The organism is Olleya sp. R77988, assembly GCF_044594215.1.
Taxonomy (GTDB): domain Bacteria; phylum Bacteroidota; class Bacteroidia; order Flavobacteriales; family Flavobacteriaceae; genus Olleya.
In genome coordinates, this window is sequence record NZ_CP138988.1 from 2,647,649 (window position 1) to 2,662,585 (window position 14,937).

At 29.9% G+C, this 14,937-nt stretch carries 15 protein-coding genes; 6 read left to right on the plus strand and 9 right to left on the minus strand.

Annotated features, from left to right (window positions below; all coding sequences use genetic code 11):
• Positions 1-42 precede the first annotated feature (42 nt).
• A complete protein-coding gene (locus SJY17_RS12000) occupies positions 43-318 on the plus strand; it encodes a hypothetical protein (RefSeq protein ID WP_397362799.1) in 276 nt (91 codons plus the stop codon).
• On the opposite strand, the gene SJY17_RS12005 is transcribed toward SJY17_RS12000, so the two are convergent.
• The 3 genes from SJY17_RS12005 to SJY17_RS12015 all read right to left on the minus strand — a co-directional run bounded on the left by SJY17_RS12005 (position 319) and on the right by SJY17_RS12015 (position 2,604).
• A complete protein-coding gene (locus SJY17_RS12005) occupies positions 319-834 on the minus strand; it encodes a DinB family protein (protein ID WP_397362800.1) in 516 nt (171 codons plus the stop codon).
• Between the two features lie 80 nt (positions 835-914).
• On the minus strand, positions 915-1,394 hold the full coding sequence (locus SJY17_RS12010) for an Lrp/AsnC family transcriptional regulator (protein ID WP_397362801.1): 480 nt from the start codon (positions 1,392-1,394) through the stop codon (positions 915-917).
• Between the two features lie 64 nt (positions 1,395-1,458).
• Positions 1,459-2,604, minus strand: coding sequence for a M14 family zinc carboxypeptidase (locus tag SJY17_RS12015; RefSeq protein WP_397362802.1), 1,146 nt, complete (start codon positions 2,602-2,604; stop codon positions 1,459-1,461).
• A gap of 324 nt (positions 2,605-2,928) precedes the next feature.
• Between SJY17_RS12015 and SJY17_RS12020 the strand changes: the two genes are divergently transcribed.
• The 3 genes from SJY17_RS12020 to SJY17_RS12030 all read left to right on the plus strand — a co-directional run bounded on the left by SJY17_RS12020 (position 2,929) and on the right by SJY17_RS12030 (position 4,549).
• Entirely contained in the window at positions 2,929-3,360 is a 432-nt protein-coding gene (locus SJY17_RS12020; RefSeq protein WP_397362803.1) for a helix-turn-helix domain-containing protein, read from the plus strand.
• Between the two features lie 99 nt (positions 3,361-3,459).
• Entirely contained in the window at positions 3,460-3,837 is a 378-nt protein-coding gene (locus SJY17_RS12025; protein ID WP_397362804.1) for a DNA topoisomerase IV, read from the plus strand.
• Between the two features lie 4 nt (positions 3,838-3,841).
• Complete coding sequence (locus SJY17_RS12030; RefSeq protein WP_397362805.1) at positions 3,842-4,549, plus strand: hypothetical protein; 708 nt, start codon at positions 3,842-3,844, stop codon at positions 4,547-4,549.
• An 8-nt stretch (positions 4,550-4,557) separates the two neighbouring features.
• On the opposite strand, the gene SJY17_RS12035 is transcribed toward SJY17_RS12030, so the two are convergent.
• From SJY17_RS12035 to SJY17_RS12060, 6 genes are all read right to left on the minus strand, one after another.
• Positions 4,558-7,194, minus strand: coding sequence for a DNA gyrase/topoisomerase IV subunit A (locus SJY17_RS12035; RefSeq protein WP_397364879.1), 2,637 nt, complete (start codon positions 7,192-7,194; stop codon positions 4,558-4,560).
• A gap of 310 nt (positions 7,195-7,504) precedes the next feature.
• Positions 7,505-9,358 (minus strand): DNA topoisomerase IV subunit B, encoded by a 1,854-nt coding sequence (locus SJY17_RS12040; protein WP_397362806.1) that lies wholly within the window; start codon positions 9,356-9,358, stop codon positions 7,505-7,507.
• A gap of 140 nt (positions 9,359-9,498) precedes the next feature.
• Positions 9,499-10,398, minus strand: coding sequence for a DMT family transporter (locus SJY17_RS12045; RefSeq protein WP_397362807.1), 900 nt, complete (start codon positions 10,396-10,398; stop codon positions 9,499-9,501).
• 69 nt (positions 10,399-10,467) lie between these two features.
• Positions 10,468-10,917, minus strand: a complete 450-nt coding sequence (locus SJY17_RS12050; RefSeq protein WP_397362808.1) for a cell division protein — start codon at positions 10,915-10,917, stop codon at positions 10,468-10,470.
• Positions 10,918-10,999: 82 nt separating this feature from the next.
• Positions 11,000-12,094 carry a redox-regulated ATPase YchF gene (gene ychF / locus SJY17_RS12055; protein WP_397362809.1) on the minus strand — a complete coding sequence of 365 codons (1,095 nt, stop codon included), beginning with the start codon at positions 12,092-12,094 and terminating at the stop codon, positions 11,000-11,002.
• 141 nt (positions 12,095-12,235) lie between these two features.
• Positions 12,236-12,589 carry a 4Fe-4S dicluster domain-containing protein gene (locus SJY17_RS12060; protein ID WP_397362810.1) on the minus strand — a complete coding sequence of 118 codons (354 nt, stop codon included), beginning with the start codon at positions 12,587-12,589 and terminating at the stop codon, positions 12,236-12,238.
• Positions 12,590-12,666: 77 nt separating this feature from the next.
• On the opposite strand from SJY17_RS12060, the gene SJY17_RS12065 reads away from it, so the two are divergent.
• Both SJY17_RS12065 and serC read left to right on the plus strand, forming a co-directional pair.
• The gene (locus SJY17_RS12065) at positions 12,667-13,728 is read left to right on the plus strand and encodes an acyl-CoA reductase (RefSeq protein ID WP_397362811.1); all 1,062 of its coding nucleotides are present in this window, start codon (positions 12,667-12,669) and stop codon (positions 13,726-13,728) included.
• Between the two features lie 105 nt (positions 13,729-13,833).
• Positions 13,834-14,895 carry a 3-phosphoserine/phosphohydroxythreonine transaminase gene (serC, locus tag SJY17_RS12070; protein WP_397362812.1) on the plus strand — a complete coding sequence of 354 codons (1,062 nt, stop codon included), beginning with the start codon at positions 13,834-13,836 and terminating at the stop codon, positions 14,893-14,895.
• The last annotated feature ends 42 nt before the right edge of the window (positions 14,896-14,937 follow it).

Below are 14,937 nucleotides of genomic sequence, written 5' to 3' on the forward strand. Positions count from 1 at the left end.
TGCAGAACTATTCTATCCAGTTTAATTTAAAACTATATTGGTATGCGGAGAGTTATTGTAGATTACAAAAAATTAACACCAAAGGTGTTAAATTTACTCACCCAAAAGTTTCCTGACGGTTATGGAGACAAAGATATTATTGTTTTTGACAACCGTAACAATCAAACTATTGAAGCTGTTGAAGTTAGAACAGAAGATACTATTTACCTTGTAAAAGTAAGCAGTAAGTTGCATTATACTATGATTAATTTTGAAACCATTAAAGATTTAGAAACTAATAATGATGGTCATATCATATTATCTAACGAAGAGGAATAACTATAGGTAGCGCTCTACTATTACATTTTGATGATGCTTCTCATGACCTATTATCAAAAAACCTAATGCTCTTACAGAAACTTCTCCAGAACCAGCAACTCCTTTACATAATAAACTTTTACCAGTAAAACTTTTAAATAATGCCAAAGTAGATAATCTTACCAATTTATATTCTTCCAATAAATCGCCAATTGTTCTATTTTTTGCATTACTAGTATCAACAAAATTATTTTCATCAAAACCAGATAAAGCAGATACATCCTCTCTTGCAAAACGTAAAGCTCTATAACAAAATATACGCTCTGTATCTATTATATGACTTATAATCTCTTTTATACTCCACTTACCTTCTGCATATCTAAAGTCTAATTTTTCTAACGGAATTGAACAATAAAACCCCAATGTGTTATCCAATCCAGATTTTAAACCTGGAAGTAACTCCAATCCTTCAGCTAGATCTATATAACCTTTAAAATATGGCAAAAACTCGTTATCGTTTAAATCTAAAATAGTCATAACATATTCTTTTTAAATAAATGTAACAAAAAAACGCTTCAAAAATTGAAGCGTTTTATAATATTCTGTTTTTTAACTCTCTATAAGTTATTAAAAATAGTATGCATTAAACGTTTTTTATCGTTTATACTTTCTTCTAGAGATATCATTGTTTCTGTTCTGTAAACACCTTCAATATCATCTAGCATAAAAATCACATCTTTTGCATGCTCTGTATTACGTGCTCTAATCTTACAGAAAATATTAAATTTTCCAGTAGTAACATGTGCTACAGTAACATAAGGTATTTCGTTAATACGCTCTAAAACAAAAGATGTTTTAGATGTATTTTGAAGAAAAACACCTACATATGCTATAAATGAATAGCCTAATTTTTTATAATCTAAAGTTAATGAAGATCCTTTGATAATTCCAGCATCTTCCATTTTTTTTACTCTAACATGTACTGTTCCAGCAGATATCAATAATTTTTTTGCAATATCTGTAAAAGGTACTCTTGTATTCTCGATTAACATATCAAGAATTTGGTGATCAATTTCGTCTAGTTTAAACTTAGCCATTTTGCGTTTTTGTTAAATATAATACGAAAATAAAACATTTTTCTTGAAAATTGTGCATTAAAAATCAAGAATCTGAAAGATTTAATGATAATTCTTCATTATTAATAGTCACGAAATCGTTTTCGGTTCCTTGGGAAATTACCTTACCATTTGAAGCGTAAACCTTACGGTTATTAGCATTCAGCTCTTTATGACCAAAAAATTGAGATAAATTATCAATTATCATCACTTTTGGGATAAATTTGATTGTATTATCTATCAATTTCTCTTCATAATTAATACCAATATCTAAAATTTGATCATTAAACTGTGCTTTTCTTATAATAATGTCATAAAACTGCTTACCATTTTCTGGTATTTTAAGATAATCTTTATAGTAACTTCCTGAAACAGTAGTGCTTGAAATACAATTTAAAGCCACTAATAATGATTTAAAAACAAAACCTCTAACCTCTTCCCTTTGATAATCGTCTTTATAATGTCCTGCTTCAAAAAGTACAGTAGGAGATTTTAAGCTTTGAAAAGTATCTCCAACACAGTTTATATTAAAACCATCATCATAACGTCCTATTTGATTTGGCAAATCCAACTGTAATACATTATTAATGCTAGCAATTATTTCCATTGCCTTTTTTCTGGTTGTAGTGATACTTCTTTCTTTATCTTCTGAAGGAGATAAAAATGATAAGGTTGCTGTATTATTAGTGTTTGAGACGCTATACATGGTACGTTGACCATGAAGATTAAAACAAAAATCCGGCTTAAAAGCTTCAAAACAATGCTTTAACACATTGCTTTCTGGTTGCGATAATTGTTGTGCATCTCTATTTAAATCTACTTGGTTTGCATTTAATCTAGTATAGGCTTCAGATCCATCTGGATTAAGCATTGGGATTATTTTTATAGTACAAGCTTCTAAAATTGAAACTAAACCACCATCTGCAATTACATTTAACATATCAAATATAGCTTTTGTGGTTGTAGATTCATTTCCATGCATTTGAGACCACATTAATACTTTTTTAGATCCAGATCCAAATGTAATAGAGTGTATGTTTTTACCTAAAACAGATTGACCAATAACATCAACTTTAAAAAAAGAAGGCAATTTATTTATTAAAGGTTGTATATCAACCAATCTAATATAGCGTCCAGAAAGCGATGTTTCTTTATGCGTTTTATACAAACTATTATACAAGGTGTTATCCATTATGATATATTACTATTTAAATGTGTTTACAAATGTAACTAAATGATTATTTACATTTGTAAACATGTTAATTTACATTTGTAATTTACTTCTGTAAACAATTAGATACAAATTAACATAATTAGTACAAGTTTATTGTTATAAAAAGTATTGATTATTATATAAATAATTCAAATATCACTATTTCAGATATTTACATCAATTAATCTAAAGTGTTAGTTTATAATTTTTATAAGTGTTTAGGCTAATTATTTATATGTTTAATAGTTAAATTTACAAATGTAACATTGTTAATCACTTCTGTTTGTTTACATTTGTATCGTTATGATAAACAACGCAGATTTTTCTAAAAGACTTCAAAAAGTCATCGATTATTATGGTGAAAGCGCTTCTTCATTTGCCGAAAAAATTGGTGTGCAACGCTCAAGTATTTCTCATATTCTTTCTGGTAGAAATAAACCAAGTTTAGAATTTGTCCTTAAAGTACTCTCCTCTTTTCCTGAAGTAGAATTATATTGGCTGATGAATGGAAAAGGTAATTTTCCAAATTCTGAAGCTAAAATTACAAATGAAGATTCTTCTTCAAAAAATGACAATCAAAATTTATTTTCAAATTCTGAAAAAGCAACAACTCCAAATTCTAAAAATTCTGAAGTCATTAAAAATATTTCTAATTCGACTTCAAAAGGAAAACAAATTGATCGTATCATTATTTTTTATACAGATGGCAGTTTTTCAAATTTCGAGAATTCGTAACTAAGTCCATAAAATTTTCAAATACGCGATTTATAGAAAGGTTGTTTTTTTAACCTTTTGACCAAACATTTCATTAATTTTGTAGAAATACTTTTTTTGATGAAACAGACGCTTTTACTTTTATTAATTCTTATTTCTTTTTCAAGCTGTTATAATATAGAACGAAATTGTAAAGATTATAAAACAGGATTGTTTTATAGTGAAGTCAAAACAGCAGATACTATTTATAAATCTACTTTTACAAGAACAGACACTTTACAAGTTGAAATATATAAAGGTAAAATAGACAGTTCTAATGTGCGTTGGATAAATGATTGCGAAATGATTTATAACACCATCAACCCAAAGAATATTGCAGAACGCAAAGATGTACACCTTAAAATATTAACAACTACAGATTCTAGTTATACGTTTGAATATTCTTATGTTGGAGAAAACACCAAGCAAAGAGGTGTAGCTTATAAAAGAAAACAATAAAATTATGGATAATAGTTTTGTATCACTTTTATTTTTATTGATAGCTTCTTGCTCATCAACTACTACTGATGATTATTCAGGATTAATTAATTCTAATTTTATAGATGTTTTTGAAAGTCAGTCTACATTTGATACTTTTTGGGAGCACGATCCATATAGCACAACTGATACTTATTATATTGGTGAAGGAAACCTAAATTTTACAACAAGTGCTAATAATACAGATCGTGTTAAAGTAAAAACTTTAAGAAACGATTTTGGTGTAGGTACATATAAATGGCGAGTTTACGCAGCAGAACGTACAATTGGAGACAAAAATAGCATTGGTGCTTTTTTATACTCTGATGACCAACATGAAATAGATTTTGAGATTGGCTCTGGTAAAGTTGATGTTAGAAACCAACTTAACGCACAAGATGATGACCTATTATTATATTGTACTTCTCAGGACAATCCATATGTTTCAAATCCATATTTAATAAAACACAATAGTTGGTATACTCTTAAAATAGAGATTAGCTATGCTTCAAACCAAAATTACCAAGTTAAATGGTATGTTGACAATACATTGTTACAAACCCAAATTTTAGATTATGGAAGCGATGTTTTATTTGCAGCCCACTGTAGTTTAGAAACTTTAAATTTTATTGGAGATCAAATACCAACTCAGTCTTACTCTACTAAATTTAATTACTTTTCCTTTATAGAATAATTCTAAAATTAAAACAAAGTTGGTTGTCCAGAATCGTCTTTATCATTAACTGAGCTTGCATCATTGTTAGATTTTCCGTCCAGCTCAACTTCATCTACAACTTCCAAAGCTTCTGCAGGAGTATCTTCTGGAGCTTCAAAAGGTAAAGGGTCTAACAAATCTATTGCATTTATTTTTTCTTTAGTTAATTGATTACCTAAAGCTGTTATTCCTTTTATAGCAATAAACTCTTCTAAATTAACTTCCAAATTATCTTTACGATCTTTACCTCTTTCTTTAGCAAAAACAACTTCTGCAATAGGTTTCCAATCTGTAGAAACAATTTCTAATTGAGATTTTGGATGATCTGTAATAAAGGATTCTTCTTTGTTTTCGTTTTCAATAAGAAAACGCTTAACAAAATACTTTTCTTTTTCGCCATCAAAATAAATAGCCGAAATTGGTTTTTTAGGTATCCATTTTTCTAGCACAATCATGTCATCATCAAAATGTAGCGTAACTTCTGGTGTTACAGTTTTTACAATTCCTTTTTGGTTGATGATTAACAACTTATCCTCTCCTCTAAACTCGCCTATTAACTCTCCTCTTCCGTCAACATTTAAGCGTTGTACTGTATCATCAAACCATATTTTACGTGGTTTTAAAGTAGAAATTCCTTTTTCTTTAAGCTCGACAGATTTAATTGGATATTTTGTAACCACATTACCTTTAGAGCTACGTCCTTTTATTAAAATATCTGCAAAATCTAAATCCCACTTTAGTTTTTTTACACTACCTACTTGACGTAAGCTAATGGATACAACTTCTGCTTCTCCATTTGGATTTGCTGAAAAATACCACACTTTAGAGCTTTTGTTTCCATTAGTTAAATCGTAATCTTTATCTCTTGTGATTGAGGTTACATTAAAACGCTTAACATAGGATGCTCCTTTTGATCCATCTCTATAAATTAAGTTATAAGTAGTACGCTTATCTTTCTTTTTAAAGACAGCAACATGTATAATGTTTTTACCAATAAAGGTTTTAGAGTCCACTTTTGTAACCATCATTTTTCCGTCAGCAGTAAATGCAATAATATCGTCAATATCACTACAATCTCCAATATACTCGTCACGTTTTAGCGATGTACCAACAAAACCTTCTTCTCTATTAACATATAGTTTTGTGTTACGTATAATAACTTTTGTTGCATCTACATCTCCAAAAGTTCTAATTTCAGTTTTACGCTCTCTACCTTCTCCATATTCCTTTTTTAATCTTGTAAAGTAAGCAATTGCATAATCTACAAGATTTGCAAGATGATGCTTAACCTCTGCAATAGATTCTTCTAAAGCATCAATTTTTTGCTGTGCTTTATCGATATCAAATTTAGAGATACGTTTAATTCTGATTTCTGTCAAACGCGTAATATCTTCAACAGTAATAGCACGTTTTAAATGTTTTATATGTGGTTGAAGTCCTTTATCTATAGCATTTATTACACCATCCCAAGTTTCTTCTTCTTCAATATCACGATAGATTCTGTTTTCAATAAAAATACGTTCTAAACTTGCAAAGTGCCATTGCTCTTCTAATTCGCCAAGCTTAATTTGTAGCTCTTGTTTTAATAACTGAACTGTATTATCTGTGCTACGACGCAACATTTCTGTTACACCAACAAACAAAGGTTTATTATCTTCAATAACACAACCTAAAGGCGAAATTGAGGTTTCGCAACTTGTAAAAGCGAATAATGCATCAATGGTTTTATCTGGCGATAATCCTGAAGGTAAATGAATTAATATTTCAACATTTGCTGCTGTATTATCTTCGATTTTTTTAATCTTTATTTTTCCTTTATCGTTCGCTTTTAATATAGAGTCAATTAGTGATGATGTTGTTGTTGCAAAAGGAATCTCTGTAATAGCCAACGTGTTTTTATCTACTTGAGATATTTTTGCTCGAACACGCACTTTTCCGCCACGTAAACCATCATTATAATTAGAAAAATCTGCGACTCCAGCTGTTGGAAAATCTGGTAAAATAGTAAAACGCTTACCTTGCAAATGCTTAACTGAAGCATCAATCAGCTCGATAAAATTATGTGGTAATATTTTAGTGGACAATCCTACAGCAATACCTTCTCCACCTTGAGCTAACAATAGCGGAAACATGACTGGTAAGTTTACTGGCTCTTTACGACGACCATCATAACTTTGTTGCCATTCTGTAATTTTTGGGTTATAGACAACGTCTAAACCAAATTTAGAAATACGCGCTTCTATATAACGTGCAGCTGCTGCACGATCTCCTGTTAATATATTTCCCCAGTTTCCTTGGGTATCTATTAATAAATCTTTTTGCCCAATTTGTACCATTGCATCTGCAATACTTGCATCTCCATGTGGATGATACTGCATCGTATGACCAACAATATTTGCTACTTTATTGTAACGTCCATCGTCCAAATCTTTCATAGAATGCATGATACGACGTTGTACAGGTTTTAACCCATCCTCTATTGCTGGAACAGCACGTTCTAAAATTACGTATGACGCATAATCCAAAAACCACTCTTTGTACATTCCAGTAATTCTGGTAATGGTTTCTTTTGGTTCTTGGTTGTCTAGGTTGTCGTTAGTTAGGTCGTCGTTTTCTTCTATCATATTCATTATTCCTGCGTAGGCAGAAATCTTATTGTTTTATATTATTATATGAATTTTTAATCCTTATTACACAAGAAATTATAACAAATATCATAGCCATAATTACTAAAAAAGCAGTACCATTTTTTCTATTAAATAGCTCATTATAATCCAGCTGAAAAAAACCAGCTAGCAAAAGTCCTGAAGAAATAACAATCATTATTTTATCGAATAATTTAGACGTCTTCATTAATTTTTAATTCTATTTAATCTTTTTGTTATTTTTAAATTTATCTATTCTTTACTAATAGATTCCTGATTTCTCAGGAATTTAGTCCTCAATTAAATCCAACTCCACTTTCAAATTGTCAATAATAAACTCTTGTCTGGTTGGTGTGTTTTTTCCCATGTAAAAGGATAACAATTCTTCAATAGACATATTATCATCTAACATTACAGGATCTAAACGTATATCTTCTCCTATAAAATGTACAAATTCGTCTGGAGAAATTTCACCTAAACCTTTAAATCTAGTAATCTCTGGTTTTGGTTTTAGTTTTTCAATTGCATCACGTCGCTCTTCATCACTATAGCAATAAATTGTTTCCTTTTTATTACGTACTCTAAACAATGGTGTTTGTAAGATATATAAATGACCTTCTTTTATAACTTCTGGAAAAAACTGAAGAAAAAATGTAATCAATAATAACCTAATGTGCATACCATCTACATCTGCATCTGTTGCAATAACTACATTATTATATCTTAAATCTTCCAGAGATTCTTCTATGTTTAATGCTGCTTGAAGCAGATTAAATTCTTCGTTTTCGTAAACTATTTTTTTAGATAACCCATAACAGTTAAGCGGTTTTCCTTTTAAACTAAAAACTGCTTGTGTATTAACATCTCTAGATTTTGTAATACTACCAGATGCAGAGTCTCCTTCCGTTATAAACAAAGTGGACTCTAAATTTCTGGGGTTTTTAGCATCTCCAAAATGCACACGACAATCGCGTAATTTTTTATTATGCAGACTAGCTTTTTTAGCTCTATCTTTTGCTAGTTTTCTAATTCCAGATAACTCTTTACGCTCACGTTCTGCTTGTAATATTTTACGTTGGATTTTCTCTGCAGTATCTGGATTTTTATGCAAATAATTATCTAGATACGTTTTTAAAAAGTCGTTAATATAAGTTCTTACAGTTGGTAGGTCTCCTCCCATATCTGTAGACCCTAATTTTGTCTTGGTCTGACTTTCAAATACAGGTTCCATTACTTTTATAGCAATTGCAGATACAATTGATTTTCTGATATCTGATGCATCATATTGCTTTCCGTAAAAATCGCGTATTGTTTTTACAACAGCTTCTCTAAAGGCATTTAAATGCGTACCTCCTTGTGTTGTGTTTTGTCCGTTTACAAAACTGTTATATTCCTCGCTATACTGTGTTTTACTATGTGTTAATGCTACTTCTATATCATCTCCACGAAGATGAATGATTGGGTATAATAAATCTGTTTCGGCTATTTTTTCAGATAATAAATCTTTTAGACCGTTTTCGCTATAATACTTTTCTCCATTAAAAACTATGGTCAAACCTGGATTTAGGTACACATAGTTTTTTAGCATTTTAACTACATATTCTGGTCTGTATTTGTAATTTTTAAATATAATCTCGTCAGGAATGAAAGAGACTTTTGTTCCTTTTCTTCTAGAAGTTTCCTCCAGAAGCTCTTGATCTATAAGGTTTCCTTGTTCAAAATCTGCTGATGCACTTTTACCATCTCTAGACGATTCTACTCTAAAATAAGATGATAAAGCATTTACTGCTTTTGTACCTACACCATTTAATCCTACAGATTTTTTAAAGGCTTTGGAGTCATACTTTCCTCCTGTATTCATCTTAGATACAACATCTACGACTTTTCCTAACGGAATACCACGTCCATAATCACGCACAATAACCTTAGTGCCTTGTATAGAAATCTCGATAGTTTTACCAGCTCCCATGACAAATTCGTCAATAGAATTATCTAAAACTTCTTTTAGTAAAATGTATATTCCATCATCTGGAGACGATCCATCACCAAGCTTACCAATATACATACCTGGACGCATTCTGATATGCTCTTTCCAGTCTAGTGATCGTATATTGTCTTCGGTATATTTGGTTTGTTCAGACATAGAATTTATTAAATTTTGTGATAAGATGCAATATAATATAACGTTTTAAAAAATGAAACACTGCATCAATAAAGTAATTAACAATAAATCATTAATCTTGTTGAGAACGTCATTCTTAAAGTAAATTTTGTAAAAACAACTTACTTTTTGTTTTTTGACACTAGTAAGATTCCAGTAATTACTATTAAAGTCCCAAAAACTTGCAGTAAAGTTAATTTTTCATTTAAAAAAACAACTGCTAAAATTATTGTAGAAATTGGTCCAATAGCTGCTACTACTGCAAAGTTAGAAGAACTAATCAATTTTATAGATTTTGACACCAGAAATGAAGGTATTACTGTTGCAAAAATTGCAATTAAAAGCCCTAAAAAATACACTTGCCAAGGAAAATTAAAGATATTAAAATCTGATACTATTCCATAATGTATAAATACACAAACACAAGAAACCAACATAGCATATGCTGTAAATCTAACCACTCCAAATTTTGGAATTAACCAACCACTATCTACTAAATATGAAGCATAAGTTATTGCGCTTAATAAGACAAAAAAACCACCCAAATATACATTACTTCCAGTAATACTAACTTCTGTACCAAACGTAATTATTATTCCTAAATAGGTTATTAAAATTGCTAATTTTTGGTTGGTATTAATTGCCTTTTTAAGAAATAATTTATTAAACAACAATACAATAGTTGGATATACAAATAGAATAATACGTTCTAAACTTGCTTTAATATATGTCAAACCTACAAAGTCAAAAAAACTTGCCAAATAATAGCCAATTGCTCCAAAAAAGATAAGCCAATAGTAATCTTTAATGCTAATATCTGAATACTTATTTTTATCATTTCTATACAAATAAGCAATTACAATATAAAACGGAAATGAAAATAACATCCTTAAAAGCAACATGCTAATTGCATCTATTTTATAATTATATGCAAGCTTGACCATTACTGCTTTTGAAGAAAACAATACAATACCTAAAACACCTATTAAAACACCTTGAGCAAACGTTTTTTTTGATTTCATTAAATGAAATTAAAGAGTGTTTTTTTAACCAAATTTTAGAAAATTATTAAAATACGATGTTCAGTTATATTATTTTTCTGCTTCGGCTTTTAAAAATTGATTACGAGTCTTAAGTAAATTTGCCATGTACTTTGTTAAAAATAAGGTGTTTGCCAATTGTCCTAAAACACCAAAAGGTGATTTAAACTCAAATTTATCAATCATAATTGTATTACTTCCTTCTGACTTAAATATATGTTCGTGCTTAAAACTTTTAAAAGCTCCAAAAACCATTTCGTCTACAAAATAATTAGGCGAATCAAATTGAGTTATTTTTGAAGACAATTGTTGTTTTACACCAAAATGTACAGCTTCCCAAGTTACAGACTCTCCAAGTCCAATCAAACCAGAAGTTTTTCCAGCAATAGCTTTTTCGTTAGAATGCTTCATAGATTTTTTATGAAAATCTATATTTCTTGACAAATCAAAACATGTTTTAGTATCTGCTTTAATTATTGTTTTAAGTTCTATTATTGGCATATAAATAACTTTATTATAAAAATACAAAACGCCATAATGAAATACTTCATTATGGCGCTTTATTATATATTAAAAGTACTACTTACACATTAAATAAGAAATGCATAACATCTCCATCTTTAACAACGTAAGCCTTACCTTCTACCCTCATTTTTCCTGCTTCTTTTACTTTGGCTTCACTTCCATATTCTATATAATCATCATAACCAATAACCTCTGCACGAATAAAGCCTTTTTCAAAATCTGTATGAATAACTCCTGCTGCTTGTGGTCCAGTTGCACCAACATTTATTGTCCAAGCTCTTACTTCTTTTACTCCAGCTGTAAAATAAGTTTGTTGATTTAATAATTTATAAGCTGATCTTATTAATTTAGCAGCTCCTGGTTCTTCCAAACCAATATCTGCTAAAAACATTTGACGCTCTTCGTAGTCGTCCAACTCATTAATATCTGCTTCTGTACCTACTGCTAATACTAAAACTTCTGCGTTTTCATCTTTTACAGCTTCTTTTACCAACTCTACATAAGCATTACCATTTACAGCACTACTTTCGTCTACATTACAAACATACATTACAGGTTTGTCTGTAATTAGTTGTGATGGCTTTACATAGTCTTTATAATCTTCATCAGAAAACTCTAAAGCTCTTACAGATTTTCCTGCTTCTAAAGCTTCTTTTAGCTTTAATAAAACAGCTTCTTCTGCTTGCGCTTCTTTATTTCCTGTTTTTGCAGCACGCTTAACTTTATCTAGCTTTTTTTCAACAGTATCAAGGTCTTTTAATTGTAGTTCTATATCAATAGTTTCTTTATCTCTTATTGGATTTACATTACCATCAACATGCACTATATTATCGTTGTCAAAACAACGTAGTACGTGCAAAATAGCATCTGTCTCTCTAATATTAGCTAAAAATTGATTTCCTAAACCTTCTCCTTTACTAGCTCCTTTTACTAAACCTGCAATATCAACAATCTCTACAGTTGCTGGCATTACACGTTCTGGATTTACTAAACTTTCTAGTTTTTCTAATCTTGGATCTGGTACATTAACCACACCTATGTTTGGCTCTATAGTACAAAACGGAAAGTTTGCACTTTGCGCTTTAGCATTAGACAAACAATTAAATAATGTTGATTTACCAACATTAGGTAGTCCTACAATTCCTGCTTTCATATTTATTTTCCGCAAAAGCGGAAATCTATTTAATTAAACTTCTTTTATTGAGATTGCAAATGTAGTTAATTCTAGTCTTTTTATTAATAAAAAAATCTCAAGTAAAAACTTGAGATTAAAATTATGTTTAATAGTTAAAAATTAACCATCTGGATGCATAAATTTTTGCTTTCCTAAAAGGACATCTTCAGTCTCTACATTATCATCATCAGGTACACAACAATCTACAGGACATACAGCTGCACATTGTGGCTCTTCATGAAAACCTACACATTCTGTACATTTATCAGGTACAATGTAATAGATTTCATCACTTATAGGCTCTTGTGCTTCTTCTGCATCAACTTCCTTTCCATTAGTTAAAACTAAATTTCCTTCTAGACTTGTTCCATCTTTGTATCTCCAATCGTCTGCTCCTTCGTAAATAGCAGTGTTTGGGCATTCTGGTTCACAAGCTCCACAGTTAATACATTCGTCTGTTATAATAATTGCCATAGCGTATTTTAAATCTTTTTGTTTACTTAACTTTGCATTGCAAAAATAAAGCCAAAAAAGGTGTTATACAAATAATAATGAGTAACAAATATTACATAACAGAAGCTTTTATACAATTAGGTCGTTTTTTAGGTCAATTTTCATCAACAAGTATAGAAAAACAAGAAAACATCCTTCATAACGATTTGTTTTTTGATGGTTTTAAACATCAAATTAAACTAGCCAAAGAACATAATGGATGGTTTACACCAAACAATATAGCATTTGCTATTAAAGGATGGTCAGAATCTTTAACTAAAGATAATCTAGAAGCTTGGCTTAAAGATTATAATTTTGATGCTGTTTCTGCAAAAAAAGTTGCAATAATAATGGCTGGAAATATACCTTTAGTAGGTTTTCATGACTTTTTATCTGTTTTAATTTCTGGGCATGAAGTTTTAGTTAAACAGTCTTCTAACGACAAACAATTATTACCATATTTGGCTAAATATTTAGAATATGTAGAACCTAAATTAAAAGGTAAAATTAATTTTACAGAAGATAAGCTAAAAGATTTTGACGCAGTTATTGCTACAGGAAGTAATAATACTGCTAGATATTTTGAATATTACTTTAAAAACAAACCTTCTATAATTAGAAAAAACAGAAACTCTGTTGCAATATTAACTGGTAACGAAACCAAAGACCAATTAGATGCATTATCAGAAGATATATTTAGATATTATGGATTAGGTTGTAGAAATGTCTCCAAATTATTTGTTCCTATAGATTATAAATTTGATGCTTTTTTTGAAGCCATGTATAAATGGAACCCGATTATTCATGAAAATAAATACGCAAATAATTACGACTATAATAAGGCTGTATATTTAATGAGTGAATTTGATATGCTTGAAAATGGCTTTTTAATGATTAAAGAAGATAAAAGCTACTCATCTCCTATTGCCACAATGTTTTATGAGTATTATGATTCTTCTGAAAGTTTAAAACAAAAAATTGAAACTGATAAGGATTTAATACAATGTGTTGTTGCACACAATTTTAACGCATCTGAGATTCAGTTTGGAAACACTCAAAAACCAGATCTTCAAGATTTTGCTGATGACATAGACACAATTGCATTTTTGTTAAAGATTTAGTTGATAAATTATTAAATTCTTAACTTTTTTTAATACAATAATTAGCACCTTTGTAAATCAAAAAATAGATAATTTCTGTATAAACAGAAAATAATAGTTTTTACCATGTATAAACATAATTTTAGCGCAGGACCTTGCGTGTTACCTAAAGAAGTATTACAAAAAGCATCACAAGCTGTTTTAGATTATGATAACGGTTTATCCTTAATCGAAATCTCCCATAGAAGCAAAGCATTTGTTGACATTATGGATCAAGCTAGATCTTTAGCTTTAGAGCTTTTAGGCTTAGAAGGTAAAGGTTATAAAGCTTTGTTTTTACAAGGTGGAGCAAGCACACAATTTTTAATGGTGGCTCAAAATCTTTTAGAAAAAAAAGCTGCTTACCTAAATTCAGGGACTTGGGCAGATAAATCTATAAAAGAAGCTAAAATTTTTGACGATATTTTAGAAGTTGCCTCTTCTAAAGACGCCAATTACAATTATATTCCAAAAGGATACGAAATACCTAGTGACCATGACTATTTTCACTGTACTTCAAATAACACCATTTTTGGAACACAAATGAAACAATTTCCAAACTCTCCTATCCCTATGGTTTGTGATATGAGTAGCGATATTTTTTCTCGTACTTTAGATTTCTCTAAATTTGATTTAATTTATGCAGGAGCTCAAAAAAATATGGGTCCAGCTGGAACAACTTTAGTTGTTGTTAAAGAAGATGTTTTAGGAAAAGTATCAAGAAAAATCCCATCAATGTTAGATTATAAAGTACACATAGACAAAAGCAGTATGTTTAATACGCCTCCTGTTTTTGCGGTTTACACTTCTATGTTAACATTACAATGGTTAAAGGATTTAGGAGGAATTAAAGCAATTGAGGAAGAAAACGAAAAGAAAGCACGCTTAATATATTCTGAAATAGATTTAAACCCATTATTTAAAGGGTTTGCTGCAAAAGAAGATCGTTCTATTATGAATGCAACTTTTACTTTAGAAAATGAAGATTTAAAAGAAACCTTTGATACTATGTGGAAAGAAGCTGGTATTAGAGGTCTTAATGGACACAGAAGTGTTGGAGGTTACAGAGCAAGCATGTACAACGCTTTGTCTTTAGACAGTGTTAAAGAACTTGTCGAAATAATGAGCGAATTAGAAAGTAAAGCATAAAATAGTTTAAAGTATATATCTGCAATCTGCATTTATTTATTC